Consider the following 19,704-nt stretch of genomic DNA (forward strand, 5'->3'; position numbering starts at 1 on the left):
AAAAGGATTTACCGCAGCGAATGCGCAGGATTTCAGCAAAACCTGCGCAGAACGTCCCCCAGCAAACCGTTCAGTTATAAAGGCTTTTGGCCACCGCCCAGCTGACCGGCAGCGCGGCGACAAAGCCCAGGCCCGCGCCCACCAAAATGGCCGCAGCAGAGGTATAGCCCATCACAAGGGCCGCTATCACCCCTACCCCGCAAAGCGTTGCACCAATAAACACGTGAAGGATCAGAGCCAGCCGTAACATGTCGCCCCCTTTTGAAGCCATAACACCAAGGTTTCCGCCATCCTGCCAAATCCTGCGCCGCGTGGCCTTGATCTGGATCACGGTTCGGTGTGCCGCCCCAGCGGGTCAAGCGACCTTGCCAAGGGGGGCGGTTTCAGGGAATGTCGGCCCGACAGAAAACGACCTGCGCCGCCTTTTCAAAAGGCGCGCCGCGAGATGGAGACCCAGATGACCCGCGCCACGCTTTTGATCCTTGCCCTTTTTGCCCTGGCCGCCTGCGAGACCGCCAAAGGCGCCGGCCGCGATATCGAGAAGGCCGGCCAGGCCATCGGCAAAGCGGCCACGGACGTGCAGCAGGCGCTCTGATCCTGGTTCCTGTCTCTCGCCCAGCAAAAGGCACATCTGCCCTGCGTCAATCTGGCGGCTACAGCCTACCCCGCCCTTGGCGTACCCCTCCGCGCGGACCATACGCTGTTGACCGCATCAAGGAGAGAGAAGATGGACATAAACTGGGTGAATTTCTTCCCGATCGTCTTCCTGCCGTTCAAGCTGATTGTGCTGGGCGTCGGCATGTATTTCGCCATCAAGTGGCACTATGATCAGGACAAGAAGAAGAAAGAAGAGAGTGCGGGGCAGTAGGCTGATCAAGTTCTAGAAACGTAACTTTCAGCACGAAATTGACAAAAGCCCACCCTCCGCAACCATTTAGCTAGCGATGCAACAAGCAAACAAGTTAAAAGGGATGTAAATTGGAGGACGCATTGTCACAAGATTTATCGACAGAATGGGACGTAGAGGCCACGGAAGAACCCTACGACAGCGAAGAGAGCCCAGCTCTGGAATTCGAGATTCTTAACTACCCTGCAGACACCACACTTCAGGGATACGCCCAGCAGCACAAAGATGGCCTATTGCTAGTACCTTCCTTTCAAAGAAAGTTCGTCTGGGATCAAGTCAAGGCTTCGAAGCTCATAGAGTCCTTTTTGATCGGCTTACCTGTTCCAGGTGTATTTCTCTTTAAGCCGAGGTCGGGTGCCACATACCAAGTCATCGATGGGCACCAGAGAATAACATCCGTAGTTGCCTTCTTGAACGGTCTAATCGGAGATAAGAAATTTCGCTTGAAGGGCGTATCACCTAAATGGAACAACAAAGCTTTCGACGAGTTGACAGAGGACGAACAGTTTAAGCTGCAACAATCGGTTATGCGGGCGACAATCATTCAACAGTTGGACCCGCAAGATGATCGAAGTATTTATATGATTTTTGAACGCCTAAACACAGGCGGTATGAATTTGAATCCTATGGAAGTTCGGCGCTGTGTTCATCATGGAGACCTGATCGAAGTACTTGATGAAATTAATACGCACCCAAGCTGGCGGGCTTGCCTAGGTAAACCCGACCCTGACAAACGGTTTCGTGATGTTGAGCTTCTTTTACGAGTTCTTGCATTCTCTATAAAATGGAATTCTTATGAAAAACCTATGAAAGGTTTTCTAAATGATTTCGTAGCAGAGAATAGGTCTGCCCATAACTTAGAAAACACCATTTTTGAATTCAAACGTGCGTGCGACAGAATCGTTGAAACCTTAGGGGAAAGACCATTTCACCTAAGAGGAAAACTAAACTACGGAGCACTGGATTCTGTTCTCACGGCTTTGATCTCAACGCCTGCGACGCCGACAGCAGAAAACCTTCAGGGACTTTTTGCCAATGCGGATTTCATTGCTGCGACGAGCGCCAACACTAGCGACCGCTTGGTTGTTCGTAGCAGAATTGAGAAAGCGATTGAGATTTTAGGCCAGAAAGATGCTCACAAAAACACGTAGTACCGCAGCACTTGTTGAAGAACTGATCGACAGATCGGCCTCTCAGGCCCCTGGAGACCGGGCATTGTTGGAAGCAGTTGTTAGCGGTTATCTTGCTGCCGTTGCTTATGCCGAGGTCGAAAGAACCGTTGAAACCATTCTGACCAATCGGTTCCAAGAAATAAACGATGAAAAGGTATCCAACTTCATTGCCGAAACTTGGGGCAAGAAACAAGGTCGAATCTCCAAGTCAGATATCGCCAATCTGGCAAAACAGTTCGGTGATCAGTGCAAAGCTCAATTCAACAACACTATCGATGCTCAGCACGAAACATTTTATTACAATCTTCTGAAATGTCGCCACGACCTAGCGCATGGAGAACCCCGGAATGAAACGCTTCTAACAGCAAAAAATGGGATTATCGCCGCAGAAAAACTTTTAGAAGCGCTAGAGCAGTCCATCAAACAATAAGCCCCAAAATCAGAACAATCATAAAAAAAGCCGCCCGAAGGCGGTTTTTTTAATCATCCATTTTCAAAGCGCTGATAAACGCCTCCTGCGGAATATCCACCTTGCCGAACTGGCGCATCTTCTTCTTACCCGCTTTCTGCTTGTCCAGAAGCTTCCGTTTCCGGGTGGCGTCGCCGCCGTAGCATTTGGCGGTCACGTCTTTGCGCAGGGCGCTCAGGGTTTCGCGGGCGATGACCTTGCCGCCGATGGCCGCCTGGATCGGGATTTTGAACATGTGGCGCGGGATCAGATCCTTGAGCTTTTCACACATGGCGCGGCCGCGCATCTCGGCCCGGTCGCGGTGGACCATGGTTGACAGCGCATCCACCGGCTCGTCGTTCACCAGCACTGACATTTTCACCAGGTTATCCTCACGATAGCCGGTCATCTGGTAGTCAAAGGAGGCATAGCCCTTGGTCACCGATTTCAGACGATCATAGAAGTCAAACACCACTTCGTTCAGGGGCAAGTCATAGACGGCCATGGCGCGGGTGCCCGCATAGGTCAGATCTTCCTGAATGCCGCGGCGGTCCTGGCAGAGCTTCAGCACGTCGCCCAGATATTCGTCCGGCACCATGATGGTCGCCTTGATCCGCGGCTCTTCCATATGGTCGACCTTGGACATGTCGGGCATATCGGCGGGATTGTGCAGCTCGATCATCTCGCCGGGCTCGCCGTCCTTGCCCTTCATATAGACGTGATAGATCACGCTGGGCGCGGTGGTGATCAGTTCGATATTATATTCACGTTCGATCCGGTCGCGGATCACCTCGAGGTGCAAGAGGCCGAGGAAACCACAGCGGAAACCAAAGCCCAGCGCGGCAGAAGTCTCCATCTCGAACGAGAAAGAGGCGTCGTTCAGGGCCAGCTTGTCAATGGCGTCGCGCAGGTCTTCAAATTCGGCCGAATCCACCGGGAAGAGGCCACAGAAGACCACGGGCTGCGCGGGTTTAAAGCCGTCCAGCGCCACTTCGGTGCCGTGGCGGTCATTGGTGATGGTGTCGCCAACGCGGGTGTCGCGCACCTGTTTGATCGAGGCGGTGAGGAAGCCGATTTCGCCGGGGCCAAGGCTGTCCACCATCTGCATTTCCGGGCGGAACACGCCCACGCGGTCCACATGGTGCAGGGTGTTGTTGGACATGAACTTCACGCGCATGCCTTTTTTCAACGTGCCATCCATGATGCGGACCAGAACGATGACGCCAAGGTATGCATCATACCAGCTGTCGACCAGCATGGCTTTCAGCGGCGCGTCCAGATTGCCCTCGGGCGCGGGCAGTTTCTGCACGATACTCTCGAGCGTGTCGCGGATCCCCTGCCCGGTTTTGGCCGAGACCTGAATGGCCTCGGTCGCGTCAATGCCGATCACATCTTCGATCTGTTCCGCCACGCGGTCACAGTCTGACGCGGGCAGGTCGATCTTGTTCAGTACCGGCACGATCTCATGATCCGCCTCGATCGCCTGATAGACATTGGCCAGCGTCTGCGCCTCGACCCCTTGGGTGCTGTCAACCACCAAAAGCGAGCCTTCGACCGCACGCATGGAGCGGGAGACCTCATAGGCAAAGTCGACGTGGCCGGGGGTGTCGATCAGGTTCAGGACGTAAACCTCACCATCATCCGCTTTATACTCAATTCGAACTGTATTTGCTTTGATGGTAATCCCGCGTTCACGTTCGATGTCCATACTGTCGAGCAGTTGGTCCTTCATATCGCGGTCCTCCACCGTGCCCGTCTCTTGGATGAGGCGGTCGGCGAGGGTGGATTTGCCATGGTCAATATGGGCGACGATGGAGAAGTTTCGGATTTTCGAGAGCTCTGTCATGGCTTGGGGATATGGTTTGGATTTACGATTTGGTCAAGCGCGTGTGTGAACATGTGACAGGAATTTTGAATCGGAAGACGCAGGAGTAGCGGGAACAATGGCGGTAGAGGCGGCGACGCAGGTCACGATGGACGATGTTACCAACGAGCGGGAGCTTTATGCCTGGCTTGCATCACAGCCAGCTGGGTTGAGCCGCGCGATTGCCGCGCGCGCAGCCCTGCGCAGCCTGCCTGCCGTTATGAACCAGGTGGAGCGCACAGCAGGCAATGTCAACGCAGGCGCCTCGCTGGTGGCCTGTCTGCGTGCCACATTGATGACTTGCGTTGCTGCGCGGTCCGGGGACACGCCGGATGACGTTCTAAAAGAGGCGGCAAATGCCGCGATCCGCTCTGCGCCCCGCATGTACCCTTCTGTGACAGACCGCACTGCGACCCTTGCGGGCATGTCTGCAGCCGAAACAGTACTTAGCAAATCACGCGCCTCTGTTGCCGATGCGGCATCACAAGCTCTGCAATTGGCATCAGACACCGCGCGTTCATCCACATTGTCGGCCGGCCTGAACCCGTTCAACTCTGAGGCCACTATGCTCAAAGATGCGGAAATCGCGCTGGAGGATGATTTGTTGTCCGCGCGGCTGTGGTCAACCGGCAAAGCCCCCCTGCCCATGCTTGAATTCTGGGAAGGCTTTGTCAAAGCCGCCCGCAATGACGCCATTTGGGCGTATTGGGTGGAGTGGTATCAGGGCTTCATGGCGGGTCGGCCTGTGGATTGGGAATTCCAAAACGCGGTTGCATTGATTGATGATTCGATCTGGCGCCAAGGGGCGCAGGCCGTTGCAGTTGAAATTGAGCGTCTGCGTGCAGAAATTGCAGCTGCCCAAGCTGCCCGCGCCGCAGCTGAAGCAGAAGCCAACGCAGCCAAGGCCGAAGCTGAGGCCGCCGCAGCCAAAGCCCGCGCCGAGGCTGCAGCCAAAATGCAGGCCGCGATGCCCAAGTCTGTCGACCACCTGTTAAACAATCGCGTTTTGGCAACGGCTGTTCTGGAAGGGGCCGCCGCGGCACTGGGGTCCGCGGGTGGAGCCGCGCCAAACGGCCACGTCGGCATTCAGGTTGCAATGCGGGACCTGCCCCAAAGCCTGACACAGATCGCAGGTCAATTGCGCGCGTTACCAGCCGCGTCGGTACAGGATGGCGAAAAGAACACGCTGAAATCCGAGGTCGCCAAATTCAACATCGCTTTCGACGTTCTTGAAAGTACCGTCAGCAAAGTCAGCGCCAAAACATGCACCCCACAGGACCGCGCTGTTGTGGCGCCGTTTTTGGCCAAAGCCGATGTGTTGGGCAATCTCGTTGGTGGCCTCCTGATCCTTGCAGGGCCGGATGAAGCCTTGGTCGAGCGCTACGAGGGGTTCACCCAAGTCTGGAACAACGCAAAAATCGCAGCCTGACGGAGACATCACGCGCCGTCCGCGGACCGTACTTGGCAACCATGGGCTGCGCGTGTGAACCACATCGGCAAAAACCTGCGCACGGGCGCAATTTGTCATCCTTTTATTGTACCTATCCTGCGCCACAAACATAGTGGCTGGAAACGATGGGACAAAACGCACGGCATCACCTGATTTGCTGAAAATTTCTGCAAATGAAACGGTGCAAAAAGTGCGAAGAAAAGGTTGGACACATGACACGTATCTTGCTGATTGTTGGCGCGATGGCGATTGGAGCGGCATTTTTTACCCCATTAAGCCCGGCAAGTGCAGATATCGAACGCGCCTGCCGACAATCAGACCGGGTGGCCAGCCGATCCTTGTGTAACTGCATTGGCCGCGTCGCGGACGCCAAGCTGAGCCGCACCGAGCAACGCACCGTTGCCAAATGGTTCAGTGACCCTGACCAGGCCCAGGAAACCCGCCAATCCGACCGGGTCTCTGACAACCGTTTGTGGAAACGTTACAAAGCCTTTGGTGAAACCGCTGCGCAGGTATGCAGCTAATCCGTCACGGTTCTTTCTTTACCTAAAAAAGCGGCACACGACGGCAAAAATCAAATTGCCGCGCTGCTACAGTTGCATTTTGGGAACGAAGTTACCCTCCTACTTTCTCCTCCGATGACCTTTAGGTTTACGTTTTACAAAAACAGGTTCATTGTGCAGTTGCAGCATAAACTATTCTGCACGATCAGCTTTTGTTTTTTTGAAAGCTAGTCGGAGAGGTCCCATTGTCCAATGATCATGTGGATTTACCCTAACCCCAAGTAGTTTTACGCTTTCTCATCAGTTTTTATGGGGAAAAGACAGGAAACCCGCACCTTTTTCTTTAGGTTAGTTACAGATTAATACGTCACCAATTTGATTTGGAGCACAGGTATGTTGTTAAAAGGCGTTACGTTACGCGGGCTGGAGGTCTTTGAGGCGCTTGCCAAAACCGGATCAGTGGCACAGACTGCTGAGCTCACAGGGCTGAGCCAACCAGCCGTCAGCCAGCAGCTCCGTAACCTTGAAAAAGCACTGGGTGGAGATCTGGTGGATCACGGTCGACGCCCAATGGTTCTGACCGCATCGGGGCGAAATTTCCTGAGCCGCACCGAATTGGTTTTGGCTGAACTGCGACTGGCACAGAGTGAGATGTCGGTGATGGATCTCACCCATCTTCAAACCTTGTCCATCGGTCTTATCGATGATTTTGACAATGATCTGACACCACGACTGGCCACAATTCTGGCCGACAGTATGACGAAGTGCCGGTTCAAAATGGTGACGGCCTCAAGTCTTGAGATCAGCAAGGCAATGGAAACGCGTCAGCTTCACATCGCAATTGGCGCTTCAACGGGAGAAGCTCAGTCTGGTATCGAGGAGTACCCGCTGGTGCATGACCCTTTTATTCTGGTTGCGCCGCGAGGGTTCCTGGAGTCCACTGAGACAGATCTGGATCGACTGGGAAAACTGCCTTTTCTGCGTTACGCGCGGGAGCAATTGATCTCGCAGCAGATTGAAGCCCACATGCAATCTCATAAACTGGATTTCGAAGAACGTTTCGAAATTGGGTCACATCTTGCTTTGATGGCGATGGTGGCGCGACGCATCGGTTGGGCGGTGACCACACCGCTTGGCTTTATGCGCGCGGTGCGGTTTCATGACCAACTGGAGGCGTTTCCGTTGCCCTTTGGTGAGGCCGCGCGTCAAATCTCTTTGTTTGCCGCTTCGGATTGGGCAGATCAGGTTCCCCGGGATGTCGCCACCACCGTCAGGCGCTTGGTCCAAAGCCAGATGATTGACCCCGCGCTCAACCGGTTGCCCTGGCTGACAGGTGAGTTTCGGGTGATCAACGATTAAATCTCTGCGACAGCGGCCGACAAGTCTGCCGCAGCATCTTCGATCAAGTCCAAACAGCCGTCAAAATCGCGGGTGTAATAGGGGTCCGGAACATGGTCATGCGGCGATGCTGTTGCGAATTCTGTAAAGAGGCGCACAGGAGTGGTGTTGCCCGCAGGACGCAGCGCTTCAACATCCTTGCGATTTTGCGCATCCATCACAAGGATCAGGTCGAAGGCCGTGAAGTCATTCACTCCAAACTGCCGAGCCCGTAAGGAAGAAAGATCAACCCCACGTTGGCGCGCGGCTGTCTGCATGGGGGCATAGGGTGGCTCACCCGTATGCCAGCGTGACGTCCCGGCACTGTCGATCTCAAGATGCGGGTTTTGCTTCCGCAGCACAGCTTCTGCCGCCGGGGAGCGACAGATGTTTCCCAAGCAGACGAATAAAATCCTGTTTGCTATCACGGCACCGCCCTCTCCTTGACTGGAAACTCATGTGTTGGCTTCGACGTAAAAAAGGGGGCTTTGCCCCCTCTTCCCCCTTTGGGGGAATTCACCCCCAAAGTATTTTTGAAAAGATGAAATCCGCAAGTGCATTTCGCAAAATGCCAATGCCTCACAAGGTCACAGCGCAGTATGCGGGGCCACCCTATGGGGTGGCCGGGCGCGAAAGAGGGCGCGTTGCGCCTGATGCCGCGCGCCCCCACCACGCCAAAGGCGTTAATCGTGTTTGTGGCCTTTGTGGTCATCCGCGCTGTGGCTATGGCTTCCATGCGCCCCGGCTTCCGGAGCTCGGTTCAGGTCCACGGCGACATCCAATGTGATTTCGCCTGCGTTCTCAAAAACAAGCGTCAACGGAACAAGATCACCGTCCTTTAGCCCCTGGTGAAGCCCCATCAACATCACATGGTCGCCGCCGCGCTTGAGGTGGTGATGGCCCTCGGCAGGAATGACAAAACCTTCGGGAACATGCAGCATCTGCATGACCCCGCCCTCGGCCTCTTTGTGGGTGTGCAGCTCAACGCGTGCGGCCACCTCTGACTTTGCATCGATCAATCGGTCTGCCACATCGCGGGTATTTTCGATTTCAAAGAAAATGGCCCCCACTTTTGCGTTTGGAGATGAGACACGCGCATAGGCATCTTCGATCGTAATGGATTTTGTGGTTTCAGCCCAGGCCGGTGTGATCAGTGCCGCCAATAGCCCGGCGGTCAAGGCAAGTGATTTTACAGACATCTTAGTCCTCAATTCTTTAGGTCTAGTTCTTTTTCAAGGGAAACGAGGTTTTAGACCGGAGGCGCGCGGGCGCGCGGCGTGTCAGCTAGGACATCTGGGACCAGGGCTTTGTGCAAAACCGTGGTGTATTCACGAAATCGGTGGGGCGCTGGTGTCTCAAACGCCCGCTCTGGCAGGGCAGCAAAGGAAAACCCGAGGCAATCGGGACAGGTTTCCGGCCCCTCGGTTTGGTTGCCATTTGCATCGATGTAGATGGTCATTGGACCAACGCCGGTGCAGATCACAATCTGCCCGGCCGCATCCGTCATTGTAACGCGGGCAGCAGCGCTTTGCCCTTGGCACAGGAGCGCACAGACCAGAATGAAGGTCGAACCAATATGAAACAGACGCCGCATGGACCTTCTATGCCGCTTCAATAGGCGCGGCACAAGCCGCAAGACATGAAAAACGCCGCGACAGATTTGCTCTGCGCGGCGTCTAAAACTGTTTGAAGTCGCAAAAGCGGCTTAGGCTTGGGCAGCCTGTGCTTTTGCAATTTCTTTTTTAACTTTCAGTGCGTTGTCAGACAGCTCGTCGTCTTTGGCTTTTGCCAGGAACGCGTCCAGACCACCACGGTGGTCAACAGAGCGCAGAGCAGCTGCAGAGATACGCAGTTTGACGCCGCGGCCCAGAACTTCGGACTGCAGAGTCACGTCGTTCAAGTTGGGCAGAAAACGACGTTTGGTTTTGTTGTTGGCGTGGCTGACATTGTTGCCAGTCATCGGGCCTTTTCCGGTCAGTTCGCAACGGCGCGACATGGGTTCATCCTTCGTTTCTGGGGCACAAAAACCGAAGCGGGCCAAATCGCCATTGCATCGAATCAAGTGCCAAATCACAAGGGGCGCGGCCATTGGCTGCGCCCGAAAACTGGTTGGATGCGTTTAGGGGGAATCGCTGACAGCGTCAAGCCATTAGGCACGGTTTTATGCCAGAGATTATCAGAATTCTAAGACCAAGGCTTGGAAACGGTTTGGATGCGTCCTGTCACAGCTTTGGAAACCGCATTTTGGTCGGTCGATGAGGGGTTTTGAGAGGAAAAGCCCCCGGACGGGGGCTGCCTCCGGCGGGAGTATTTGGGAAAAGATGAAACCCGCCACCTCTGCACCCCAGAGCGCCCGTCAACCTGGCAGTTCAGCCAGGAAGGCGCGCGCAGCCGCTGTCGGCGAGCTTTGCCCTTGTGCCACGGTTTCCGCGATCTGAGCCATGCGCGCCCGCGCTTGTGGGGCCGCAAGACGCGCCAGAAGCGCGTTTCGGACTTCTTGGTCAAACCAATATGCCGCTTGGCGCGCGCGGCGTTCATCCCAATGTCCATTGTCCTTACGCCAGCTGATGAGTTGTTGCATGTCTTCCCAGGCGGCTTGGAGTCCTTCGCATTCCAGCGCGGAAACGGTCCGAGCACAGGGGTAGCCCTCGGGGTCTTGCGGACGTTTACGCAGAAGCCGGAGCGCGCCTGCATAGTCTGCGCAGGTGCGGGTGGCTGCGGATTTCAGGTCGCCGTCGGCCTTGTTGACCAGGATCATATCCGCCATCTCCATGATGCCGCGTTTGACCCCCTGCAATTCATCGCCGCCCGCCGGAGCCAGTAGCAGTAAAAAGAGATCACAGAGTTCAGACACAACCGTTTCCGACTGTCCGACCCCAACGGTTTCAATCAGGACGACGTCGAACCCGGCCGCCTCACATAAAGACACGGCTTCGCGGGTCCGGCGCGCCACGCCGCCCAAATGGTTCTGGCTGGGGGATGGGCGGATAAAGGCCGCGCGTTCGCGGCTGAGCCGTTCCATGCGGGTCTTGTCCCCCAGGATCGAGCCACCCGATCGGGTCGAGCTTGGGTCCACGGCCAAAACGGCCACCCGCAGCCCCTTCGCAATCAGCATCATGCCAAAGGTCTCGATAAATGTGGACTTGCCAACACCCGGCGTGCCCGACAGACCAATTCGCAAAGCCTGACGTTTGGCGGGCTGCACATGTTGCAACAATTTTTCCGCAGCCGCGCGGTGGTCTGAGCGTCCGCTTTCAACGAGGGTTATTGCACGTGCCAAGGCGCGCCGTTCCCCGTTTAAGATCCCGTCACCCAGCGTCGCGATATCCTCAGCCATGTTTTCCACTCTCCACCCTGCTTGCCCGGCTGAGTTCAACCGGAGCCGAGGCCCAATGTCCAGCCTCGCTTGGTCAAAAGGCGCAGGCCGGACATTTGGTCGCTTGGTTTCCACGCAACGGCGTGGGATGTCACTGGACCTTTTGACCGTCTGTGGCAATAAGGCAAAATGACAGCATTTCACCGCCTCCCCATCGAAGACGCCCTGCCCGAATTGATCGCGGCATTGAAATCCAAAGGACGCGCTGTCCTGCAAGCGCCGCCGGGTGCCGGTAAAACCACGCGTGTGCCCTTGGCCATGTTGGATGCGGGCCTGTGTGATGGGCGCATTTTGATGTTGGAACCGCGGCGGCTGGCGGCCAGGGCTGCGGCGGAACGGATGGCGGACACTTTGGGGGAGCCTGTGGGCGAAACCGTTGGCTATCGGATGCGAGGGGCAGCCAAAACCTCAAAATCTACCCGGATCGAAGTGGTGACCGAGGGTATTCTGACCCGAATGCTGCAAACAGATCCTGATCTGCCCGGCATTGGTGCGGTAATTTTTGACGAATTCCATGAACGCTCCCTCAATACGGATTTTGGCTTGGCGCTTTGTCTTGAGGTGGCCGGCGCCCTGCGGGAGGATCTGATCCTACTGGCAATGTCGGCGACCCTTGATGCGGAGCCTGTGGCCCAGCTGATGGACGCGCCGATGGTTACATCCGAAGGGCGCAGTTTTGCGGTTGAAACGCGCTGGCTCGACAAGCCGCTGCCCGCCAAGGCGCGCCGGGTGGATGCATTGGTCGATTTACTGGTGCGGGCCGAAAAAGAAACCCGTTCCACCGGTGGCGCGATTCTGGCCTTTCTTCCCGGCGAAGGCGAAATCCGCCGCGCGGCGCGGGCGCTGTCAGAACGTCTGCCTCAGACCTGCGTGATCCGCCCGCTCTTTGGCGCGCTCCCCTTTGCCGAGCAGCAGGCGGCGATCCAACCCGCCTCGCAAGGGCGCAAAGTGGTTTTGGCAACCGCGATTGCTGAAACCTCGCTTACCATTCAGGACGTTCGGGTTGTGGTGGATATGGGCCAGGCGCGGCGGGCCCGGTTTGATCCGGGCTCTGGCATGTCGCGGCTTGTGACCGAACGGGTGACCCGCGCCGAAGCCACCCAGCGCCAAGGCCGCGCCGGGCGTGTTGCCGAAGGTCTGTGCTATCGCCTGTGGACCAAGGGCGAAGAAGGCGCGCTGATGGGGTTTCCCCCGGCCGAGATTGAAGCGGCTGATCTTGCACCTTTGGCATTGGAGCTGGCCCTGTGGGGGGCGCAGCCCTCAGATCTGGCTTTTCTGACCGCCCCCCCTTCCGGCACCCTGGCCGAAGCACAGTCCCTGCTGCACATGCTGGGCGCGCTGGATGGCAACGGGCGGATCACGGATCATGGCAAGGCTTTGGCGAAACTCCCGCTGCACCCCCGTCTTGGACATCTGCTCCTAAACGCAGGGTCTGCCGCCGCGCCGTTATGTGCGCTTTGCGCCGAAACGGACCCGTTGCGCGGCGCGCCTCCGGATCTCTCCTTGCGCCTGCAGCTGCTGAAAGATCCCAAAGGCTTTGCCGCCAAACGCCCCTATCAGATCAACCGTCAGGCCGTGGATCGTATCATTGCCGAAGCCAAGCGGCTGCGCAAACAGGCATCTAATGTGTCGGCGGATCTGTCACCTGCCGCCATGGCTGCCTTGGCCTATCCCGACCGAGTTGGACAACGGCGCAAAGGGGATATCCCACGCTTTGTCCTGTCCGGCGGCAAGGGCGCGGTTTTGGACGCGTCTGATGGTCTGGCCAATGCGCCCTTTGTTGTGGCCATTGATACCGACGGCAACCCACGCGAGGCCCGCATTCGTATGGCTGCACAGATCACCGCCAGTGAGATCCGCGCATTGTTCAAGGAACAGATCGCTTGGGTCGACTCATGCGAATGGTCAAAACGGGATCGGCGGGTTGTGGCCCGAAAACAGGAACGATTTGGCGCCATCGTGTTGGAGGATCAGATCTGGAAGAACGCCCCTCAGGACGCAATTGCGCGGGCCATGTTGGATGGGGTTCGAGATCTGGGCCTGAAATTCTCATCTGCTGCGGCCCGGCTTGTGGCCCGCGTGGAACTGGTACGGTCAGAAGGGCATGATCTGCCAGATTTCTCTACCTCCGGCCTGATGGCGCATTTGGACGACTGGCTGTTGCCAATGCTGGGGAATGAGCGCAGCAGCGAAGACTGGAAACGGTTCGACCTTCTACCCGCTCTTCAGGCCGCGCTCAGCTGGGAGCAGACACAGGTGCTGGACCGTGAGGCACCGGGCAGTTTTCACACCCCGCTGGGACGCAGGATCCCGATTGACTACAGCGGCGACATCCCGGCCATCAATGTGCGCCTGCAAGAGATGTTTGGTGTGACCCGCCACCCAACAGTTGCTGGAGAGCCGTTGAAGGTCACGTTGCTGTCGCCCGCACAGCGCCCCATTCAGATCACCCGAGATTTACCAGGGTTCTGGGCCGGGTCTTATGAGGATGTCCGCAAGGACATGCGGGCCCAATACCCCAAACACCCCTGGCCCGAAGACCCAACCCAAGCGGATCCAACCCTGCGTGCAAACCGGCGAAAATGACTTGATACCTTCAGAAAACAAAGATGCGCACATTACAACACTGACCGCAAAAGACGTATCCCAAAGTCAACATTCCGCGCAAAAAGCAGGCTCTTGGACTTGAGGTGCGAATGATTCACAATAGCACATCTTGAAACTCGTCGAACAATCGTTATGTTCTCGCAAATTTCGCAAGGACGCTAACAATACGTTTACTTATGCCCCCGCGCCCCGTAACGAACGCACGGCTCTCCAAGATTTGGGAAGAGTACATCCAACCGCTGTTCCGGCGGCCGTCGCGGCTGCAGGTCGCTGCACTGTGTTTACGCGGTGCAGATACGGCACGCGAGGTCCTGATGATCACCAGCCGGGACACGGGACGTTGGATCATTCCCAAAGGGTGGCCGATGAACGGAAAGACCTGCGCAGAGGCCGCGTTGCAAGAGGCCTGGGAAGAGGCCGGTGTCCAGGAAGCACGGATCAAAGACACACCGATTGGCAGCTACAGCTATTCAAAACGGCGCGATAACGGGACCGAAGAACCCGTGACCACATTGATTTATGCCGCAACTGTGGACAAGCTTGCGAAAGCCTACCCCGAAGCGCACCAACGAACGCGTCAGTGGATGTCCCCCAAGGCCGCAGCCGAGCTTGTGCAAGAACCTGAGCTGCAAGCGTTATTGCGCAGCCTTTAAGCCCTCATTACAAAAGGGCGTTATGCCAGACTCACGCCGCGCCAAAGGGTGGAGCACCCTCGACAAAGATCTGAGCCGGATCTCGCAAGTTGAACTTGCGACCGGTTTTTTGGCGCGGGGACTTTTGGCCAAGGTCGCAGCCGGTGGCTTTCTGGTGATTGCAGGGCTTATTGCAGCGGGTGCAATCGGAGCCTTTGACAATCTGACCCTTGTGATTGTGGCAACGGTCTTGGGCGCCTATATGGCGCTAAATATCGGGGCCAATGATGTGTCCAACAATATGGGCCCTGCTGTTGGCGCGCGCGCTTTGCCGATGGGCGCTGCGATCCTGATTGCGGCCATCGCCGAAAGCAGCGGTGCTTTGCTGGCGGGGCGCGAAGTCGTCCATACCATCTCGTTTGAGATTCTGGACGTCGGTGCGATCACGGATGTGACCAGTTTGATCCAGGCGATGCTGGCTGCGCTGATGGCTGCGGCGATCTGGGTGAACTTTGCCACTTGGATTGGCGCTCCGGTGTCCACCACCCATTCCGTTGTCGGCGGTGTTCTGGGCGCTGGGGTGGCCGCAGTTGGCTTTGGCGCAGTAAACTGGCCGCTGGTTGCAATCATTGTCGCCAACTGGGTGATCTCTCCGTTGATGGGGGCTGTAACGGCTGCGCTGATCCTGGCGTTTATCAAAACCCAGATCACCTACCGTAAGGATAAGATCAAAGCCGCCCGCCGCTGGGTTCCGGTATTGGTGGCTGTTATGGCTGGTAGCTTTACCAGCTACCTGAATATCAAAGGGGTGGACCGGCTGTTTACATCCACAGATGTGAACGCTGCTTTGGCTGGGCTCTGTATCGGTGCGTTGACTTATGTGGTTGTCGCCCCGCTGATCCGCCGCCAAGCGCGCAAGATGGAGAACAGAAACCGGGATCTGAAGGCGCTGTTTTCCCTGCCATTGATTGTCTCGGCAACGCTGCTGTCCTTTGCCCACGGGGCCAATGACGTGGCCAATGCAGTCGGCCCCTTGGCTGCGATTGTTCAGGCCACCCAAACCGGCAGCGCAGAGGCCGCCGTGGAGGTGCCACGCTGGGTCATGGTGATCGGTGCGCTTGGGATTTCCTTTGGTCTGTTTTTCTTTGGGCCCAAATTGATCCTGATGGTTGGCGATCAGATCACCAAACTGAACCCGATGCGCGCCTTTGCGGTGTCGCTTTCGGCTGCCATAACCGTGATCCTGGCTTCAAGCTTTGGCCTGCCAGTGTCCTCCACCCATGTGGCGGTGGGCGGTGTCTTTGGCGTGGGTTTCTTTCGCGAGTGGTACATGGCCCGCAGGCGGATGAAACAGAGCGGAGCGGTGTCCAAGTCCCTGGCTATCGAAGAAGGCCGCAGACGTAAGCTGGTGCGGCGCAGTCATTTTATGACCATTGTTGCGGCCTGGGTCTTTACCCTGCCCGCAGCGGCGCTGGTTTCAGCTTTGGTTTTTGGCCTGATGCAACTACTGTTTGTCTGAAATCACAAAAAAGACCGCTCCTGTCAGAGCGGCCCTCGTTCAGATCGGTTGGGATCACACACCCAGACAATACCGCATAACCGCTTTTTGCGCGTGCAGACGGTTTTCCGCCTCATCAAAGATCACTGATTGCGGCCCATCCATCACGGCAGAGGTTACCTCTTCCTCGCGGTGTGCAGGCAGGCAATGCATGAACAAAGCGTCCGGTTTTGCATGCGCCATCAGCGCGTCATTGACCTGATAGGGACGCAGCATATTGTGGCGACGTTCTTTTGACGACTGGCTGTCATGCATCGACACCCAAGTGTCCGCAACAACAAGATCCGCGCCCGCAACCGCTTTGACCGGATCCCGTTCGATGGTGACAGTTGCGCCCGCTTTGCGCGCAAGGCCCACAAACTCATCCTCGGGATCAAGCTGTTCGGGGCCGGTGAAGGTCACATCAAATCCGAACTGACCGGCCGCATGCAGGAAGGAGGCGCAAACATTGTTGCCGTCACCGGTCCAGACGACCTTTTTGCCTTTGATCGGGCCCCTGTGCTCCTCGTAGGTAAGAATATCGGCCATGATCTGACAGGGGTGGGTGCGATCGGTCAGACCGTTGATGACCGGCACATCCGCATAATCCGCCATTTCCAGCAGCACGCTTTCATCAAAGGTTCGGATCATGATCAGATCCACATAACGGCTGAGCACACGGGCTGTGTCGGCGATGGTTTCGCCGTGGCCCAGCTGCATGTCATTGCCAGACAGCACCATCGTCTGCCCACCCATCTGACGCACGCCCACGTCAAAGGACACGCGGGTCCGGGTAGAAGGTTTTTCAAAGATCAGCGCAACCATATGGCCAGCCAGAGGTTGTTCATCATCCGGCATGCCCTTGGGGCGACCGAGACGTGCCTGTTTCATGGCACTGGCCTGATCGATGATGCCCCGCAATGCGTCGGCCTCGGTTTTATGGATATCAAGGAAATGGTTCATATCGGTCTCGTTTTCTGGGATGGGCAGATGTGGGGGCCAGCCCCCACACCCCCGAAGTATTTGGGAAAAGATGAAATCAGGCGGTCTCGACCTGGGTTGCTGCCGTATCCAAGCGGGTGAAGGCCTCGTTGATGTCGTCATCGGTGAGGTTCAACGCGGGCAACAGACGGATCACATTGTCGGCGGCGGGCACTGTGATGACCTGAGCCGCATAGCCTGCGTTCACCACGTCGACATTAGGGGCCACACATTTCAGGCCCAGCATCAGGCCCGCGCCGCGTACCTCTTCAAAGACGTCGGGATGCGCGGCCACAAGACCTTCGAGCTTTTGCCGCATGAGGCTTGATTTGCGGCTGACCTCCGCCAGAAACCTGGGCTGGGCCACCTCGTTCAGAACCGCGCAGCCCACCGCGCAGCCCAGCGGGTTGCCGCCATAGGTGGAGCCATGGGTGCCCGCCGTCATGCCAGAGGCCGCGCGTTCCGTGGCCAAAACAGCGCCAAGGGGAAAGCCGCCCCCGATGCCCTTGGCGACCATCATAATATCCGGTGTGATCCCGGCCCATTCATGGGCAAACAGCTTACCGGTCCGCCCCACACCGCATTGCACCTCGTCCAGGATCAAAAGGATGCCTGCGCTGTCACAGATGTCGCGCAGCGCTTTCAGGTCGGCATCCGGGACCACGCGGATCCCCCCTTCGCCCTGGACCGGTTCGATCAGAATGGCAGCGGTTTTGTCGGTGATCGCATTGGTGACACCATCCAGATCTCCGAAGGTGAGATGTACAAATCCCGGCAACAGAGGGCCGAAGCCCTTGGTCATTTTTTCGGATCCGGCGGCTGCGATCCCGGCAGAGGAGCGGCCATGGAAAGACCCATCAAACGTGATGATCTCCACCCGTTCGGGCTCTCCCTGATCAAAGAAGTATTTGCGCGCCATTTTCACGGCCAGCTCGCAGGATTCCGTGCCGGAATTGGTGAAGAACACGGTATCCGCAAATGTATTGTCCACCAGAATATCCGCCAGCGCCTGTTGCTGTGGGATCTCATAAAGGTTGGAGACATGCCAAAGGTTCTGCGCCTGGGTGGTGATGGCGTCCACCAGTTTGGGATGGGCATGGCCCAGCGCATTGACCGCAATGCCCGCACCCAGATCCAGAAAACGTCGACCATCTGCTTCCACCAGCCAGGAGCCTTCGCCTTTGACGAAGTTCAAGGGAGCGCGGGAATAGGTCGGCAGAACGGACGGGATCATCGGATCATCCTTTGTCAGAAAGAAGAGGCCAAATCTGTGCAACAGCTGGGCCATTGGGTCAATTGGTTTGAAAGCGGGATGTGCACAAATATTAGGAGGAATTGGGCACAAGGGATCAAACGGGGCATAGGCCCAGTTACAGCGACTTAGCGTCGGCGTCGGAGAGACGCGTTATGTGCAGGTTTGATCATGAGATGGGTCCATAACGGACGAAACTTGGTTTGTGAACCCCTATAGTCGGCATGCACCGTCGAAATGTGCAGTCTCACAGGGCGCTCATCTTGCCGATCTCTGCCCGCCAGAGTTGACATTCTGCGTCATCTGGCCGTGTCATGCGAGCATGACAGATCTTTGGCGACTTGTGAATTTTCGGTTTTTGTTTTCAGCCTCAGCGATTTCCAACCTGGGCGACGGGGTTTCGGCACTGGCCTTTCCCTGGCTTGCGACCTTGGTGACGCGCGACCCGTTGCTGATCTCTCTGGTTGCGGCGGCGACCCGGCTGCCGTGGTTGTTGTTCTCCATTCCCGCCGGCGTCTGGACCGATCGGGTGGACCGGCGCCAATTGATGGTGCGGGCAGATCTGCTGCGGCTGCTGTTGACCCTGGGGGTGATCGCGATGATCGCCGCCGCGCCGGCTTTTCCGCTGGCCAATCCGCTGCCGTTTATTCTGGGGCTTGCAGGCTTTGCCTTTGTCCTGGGCAGTGCCGAAGTTTTGCGGGATAACGCAGCCCAGACCGTATTGCCGTCGATTGTGCCCCAGGACCGGCTGGAACAGGCCAATGGGCAGATGTGGAGCATTGAGCAGGTCATGGGCAGCTTTGTCGGCCCGCCCTTGGCTGGTGTGTTGATCGCACTGGCGGTGCCTGCCCCGTTTGCGCTGGATGCGGTGACATTTGGTTTGGCAGCGGCGCTGATATTTTGCGTACGGTTGCCCGCGCGCGAAGCCCCGGCCCGCGCGCCCTGGCTCACTGAGGCCCGCGCTGGGATCCGCTGGATGATGGCACACCGGGAGATCCTGCAGCTGGCCATCATGCTCGGGGTGATGAATGCCATGAGCATCATGGCGCTGACGATGCTGCCATTGTTGGGACAAGAGCTGTTGGGGCTGAATGCGGTGCAATACGGACTGTTGGTGGCGTTTGAGGCCGCAGGCGGTGTGGTCGGTGGGCTGGTCTGCCCTTGGATTGTCGCCAAGGTCGGTGGGCGGCGGGCCTTGTTGCTGGCCTTGCCGCTGATGGCTTTTGGATTTGCCTTGATCGGTCTGTTGCCTGTGATCTGGGTGGTGGCACCGGCGCTGTTTATCGGACTGTTTGCTGGGCTGTTGTGGAATGTGGTCACAGTCCCCTATCGCCAGCGTCACATTCCCGATCACCTGCTGGGACGGGTGAATGCGCTCTATCGCTTTTTCGGCTGGGGCATGCTGCCCGTTGGCGCGGTTCTGGCCGGCGCCTTGGCATCCTGGGTCGAGCCGCATCTCGGGCGTGAGATGGCCTTGCGCCTGCCCTATCTGGTCAGCGGCGCTGGCATGGCCCTTGTCTGGGTCTATGGCGTGACGCGACTGAAATTGTGACGGCACACAGCATTGCCTTGCCAAACCCTGTCAAAGAGCGCATCGC

20 protein-coding genes are annotated in these 19,704 nt (G+C 57.2%); 11 read left to right on the forward strand and 9 right to left on the reverse strand.

The window, feature by feature from the left end; all coding sequences use genetic code 11:
* Positions 1 to 70: 70 nt before the first annotated feature.
* Positions 71 to 250 (reverse strand): CTP synthetase, encoded by a 180-nt coding sequence (locus GFB49_RS05560; protein WP_153214841.1) that lies wholly within the window; start codon positions 248 to 250, stop codon positions 71 to 73.
* A 207-nt stretch (positions 251 to 457) separates the two neighbouring features.
* On the opposite strand from GFB49_RS05560, the gene GFB49_RS05565 reads away from it, so the two are divergent.
* The 4 genes from GFB49_RS05565 (at position 458) to GFB49_RS05580 (ending at position 2,509) form a co-directional block, all read left to right on the forward strand.
* Complete coding sequence (locus tag GFB49_RS05565) at positions 458 to 595, forward strand: entericidin A/B family lipoprotein (RefSeq protein WP_153214842.1); 138 nt, start codon at positions 458 to 460, stop codon at positions 593 to 595.
* 132 nt (positions 596 to 727) lie between these two features.
* Complete coding sequence (locus tag GFB49_RS05570; RefSeq protein WP_153214844.1) at positions 728 to 868, forward strand: hypothetical protein; 141 nt, start codon at positions 728 to 730, stop codon at positions 866 to 868.
* Between the two features lie 122 nt (positions 869 to 990).
* On the forward strand, positions 991 to 2,058 hold the full coding sequence (locus tag GFB49_RS05575) for a DUF262 domain-containing protein (protein ID WP_194269272.1): 1,068 nt from the start codon (positions 991 to 993) through the stop codon (positions 2,056 to 2,058).
* Positions 2,039 to 2,509 carry a HEPN domain-containing protein gene (locus GFB49_RS05580; RefSeq protein WP_153214848.1) on the forward strand — a complete coding sequence of 157 codons (471 nt, stop codon included), beginning with the start codon at positions 2,039 to 2,041 and terminating at the stop codon, positions 2,507 to 2,509. The genes GFB49_RS05575 and GFB49_RS05580 overlap by 20 nt, the downstream gene beginning before the upstream one ends.
* Before the next feature lie 49 nt (positions 2,510 to 2,558).
* Here the strand turns inward: GFB49_RS05580 and lepA are convergent, their stop codons facing one another.
* Positions 2,559 to 4,373, reverse strand: a complete 1,815-nt coding sequence (gene lepA / locus GFB49_RS05585; protein ID WP_153214849.1) for a translation elongation factor 4 — start codon at positions 4,371 to 4,373, stop codon at positions 2,559 to 2,561.
* Between the two features lie 97 nt (positions 4,374 to 4,470).
* Here lepA and GFB49_RS05590 point away from each other — a divergent pair, with 97 nt between their 5' ends.
* The 3 genes from GFB49_RS05590 to GFB49_RS05600 all read left to right on the forward strand — a co-directional run bounded on the left by GFB49_RS05590 (position 4,471) and on the right by GFB49_RS05600 (position 7,703).
* Positions 4,471 to 5,820 (forward strand): hypothetical protein, encoded by a 1,350-nt coding sequence (locus GFB49_RS05590; protein WP_153214851.1) that lies wholly within the window; start codon positions 4,471 to 4,473, stop codon positions 5,818 to 5,820.
* 233 nt (positions 5,821 to 6,053) lie between these two features.
* Positions 6,054 to 6,365, forward strand: coding sequence for a hypothetical protein (locus tag GFB49_RS05595; protein ID WP_194269273.1), 312 nt, complete (start codon positions 6,054 to 6,056; stop codon positions 6,363 to 6,365).
* A gap of 372 nt (positions 6,366 to 6,737) precedes the next feature.
* Entirely contained in the window at positions 6,738 to 7,703 is a 966-nt protein-coding gene (locus tag GFB49_RS05600) for a LysR family transcriptional regulator (RefSeq protein WP_153214853.1), read from the forward strand.
* On the opposite strand, the gene GFB49_RS05605 is transcribed toward GFB49_RS05600, so the two are convergent.
* The 5 genes from GFB49_RS05605 to meaB all read right to left on the reverse strand — a co-directional run bounded on the left by GFB49_RS05605 (position 7,700) and on the right by meaB (position 11,058).
* Positions 7,700 to 8,146 carry a low molecular weight protein-tyrosine-phosphatase gene (locus GFB49_RS05605; RefSeq protein WP_343032494.1) on the reverse strand — a complete coding sequence of 149 codons (447 nt, stop codon included), beginning with the start codon at positions 8,144 to 8,146 and terminating at the stop codon, positions 7,700 to 7,702. The two genes, GFB49_RS05600 and GFB49_RS05605, sit on opposite strands and share 4 nt — an antisense overlap.
* A 258-nt stretch (positions 8,147 to 8,404) precedes the next feature.
* Entirely contained in the window at positions 8,405 to 8,920 is a 516-nt protein-coding gene (locus tag GFB49_RS05610) for a copper chaperone PCu(A)C (protein WP_153214857.1), read from the reverse strand.
* Between the two features lie 50 nt (positions 8,921 to 8,970).
* A complete protein-coding gene (locus tag GFB49_RS05615; RefSeq protein WP_153214858.1) occupies positions 8,971 to 9,315 on the reverse strand; it encodes a hypothetical protein in 345 nt (114 codons plus the stop codon).
* Positions 9,316 to 9,426: 111 nt separating this feature from the next.
* Positions 9,427 to 9,717 (reverse strand): 50S ribosomal protein L28, encoded by a 291-nt coding sequence (gene rpmB, locus GFB49_RS05620; RefSeq protein ID WP_153214859.1) that lies wholly within the window; start codon positions 9,715 to 9,717, stop codon positions 9,427 to 9,429.
* Positions 9,718 to 10,077: 360 nt separating this feature from the next.
* Complete coding sequence (gene meaB, locus GFB49_RS05625; protein ID WP_153214860.1) at positions 10,078 to 11,058, reverse strand: methylmalonyl Co-A mutase-associated GTPase MeaB; 981 nt, start codon at positions 11,056 to 11,058, stop codon at positions 10,078 to 10,080.
* Between the two features lie 168 nt (positions 11,059 to 11,226).
* On the opposite strand from meaB, the gene hrpB reads away from it, so the two are divergent.
* The 3 genes from hrpB (at position 11,227) to GFB49_RS05640 (ending at position 15,855) form a co-directional block, all read left to right on the forward strand.
* Entirely contained in the window at positions 11,227 to 13,683 is a 2,457-nt protein-coding gene (hrpB, locus tag GFB49_RS05630; protein WP_153214861.1) for an ATP-dependent helicase HrpB, read from the forward strand.
* Positions 13,684 to 13,880: 197 nt separating this feature from the next.
* Positions 13,881 to 14,357, forward strand: a complete 477-nt coding sequence (locus GFB49_RS05635) for an NUDIX hydrolase (RefSeq protein WP_153214862.1) — start codon at positions 13,881 to 13,883, stop codon at positions 14,355 to 14,357.
* A gap of 22 nt (positions 14,358 to 14,379) precedes the next feature.
* Complete coding sequence (locus GFB49_RS05640) at positions 14,380 to 15,855, forward strand: inorganic phosphate transporter (protein WP_153214863.1); 1,476 nt, start codon at positions 14,380 to 14,382, stop codon at positions 15,853 to 15,855.
* 54 nt (positions 15,856 to 15,909) lie between these two features.
* Here the strand turns inward: GFB49_RS05640 and argF are convergent, their stop codons facing one another.
* Positions 15,910 to 16,836: an ornithine carbamoyltransferase gene (gene argF / locus GFB49_RS05645; RefSeq protein WP_153214864.1), complete on the reverse strand. Its 927-nt coding sequence runs from the start codon at positions 16,834 to 16,836 to the stop codon at positions 15,910 to 15,912.
* A 76-nt stretch (positions 16,837 to 16,912) separates the two neighbouring features.
* Complete coding sequence (locus GFB49_RS05650; protein ID WP_153214865.1) at positions 16,913 to 18,088, reverse strand: aspartate aminotransferase family protein; 1,176 nt, start codon at positions 18,086 to 18,088, stop codon at positions 16,913 to 16,915.
* 340 nt (positions 18,089 to 18,428) lie between these two features.
* Between GFB49_RS05650 and GFB49_RS05655 the strand changes: the two genes are divergently transcribed.
* Positions 18,429 to 19,658: an MFS transporter gene (locus GFB49_RS05655; protein WP_153214866.1), complete on the forward strand. Its 1,230-nt coding sequence runs from the start codon at positions 18,429 to 18,431 to the stop codon at positions 19,656 to 19,658.
* Positions 19,659 to 19,704 lie beyond the last annotated feature (46 nt).

This window comes from Tritonibacter litoralis, assembly GCF_009496005.1.
In the GTDB taxonomy this organism is placed as follows: Bacteria; Pseudomonadota; Alphaproteobacteria; order Rhodobacterales; family Rhodobacteraceae; genus Epibacterium; species Epibacterium litoralis.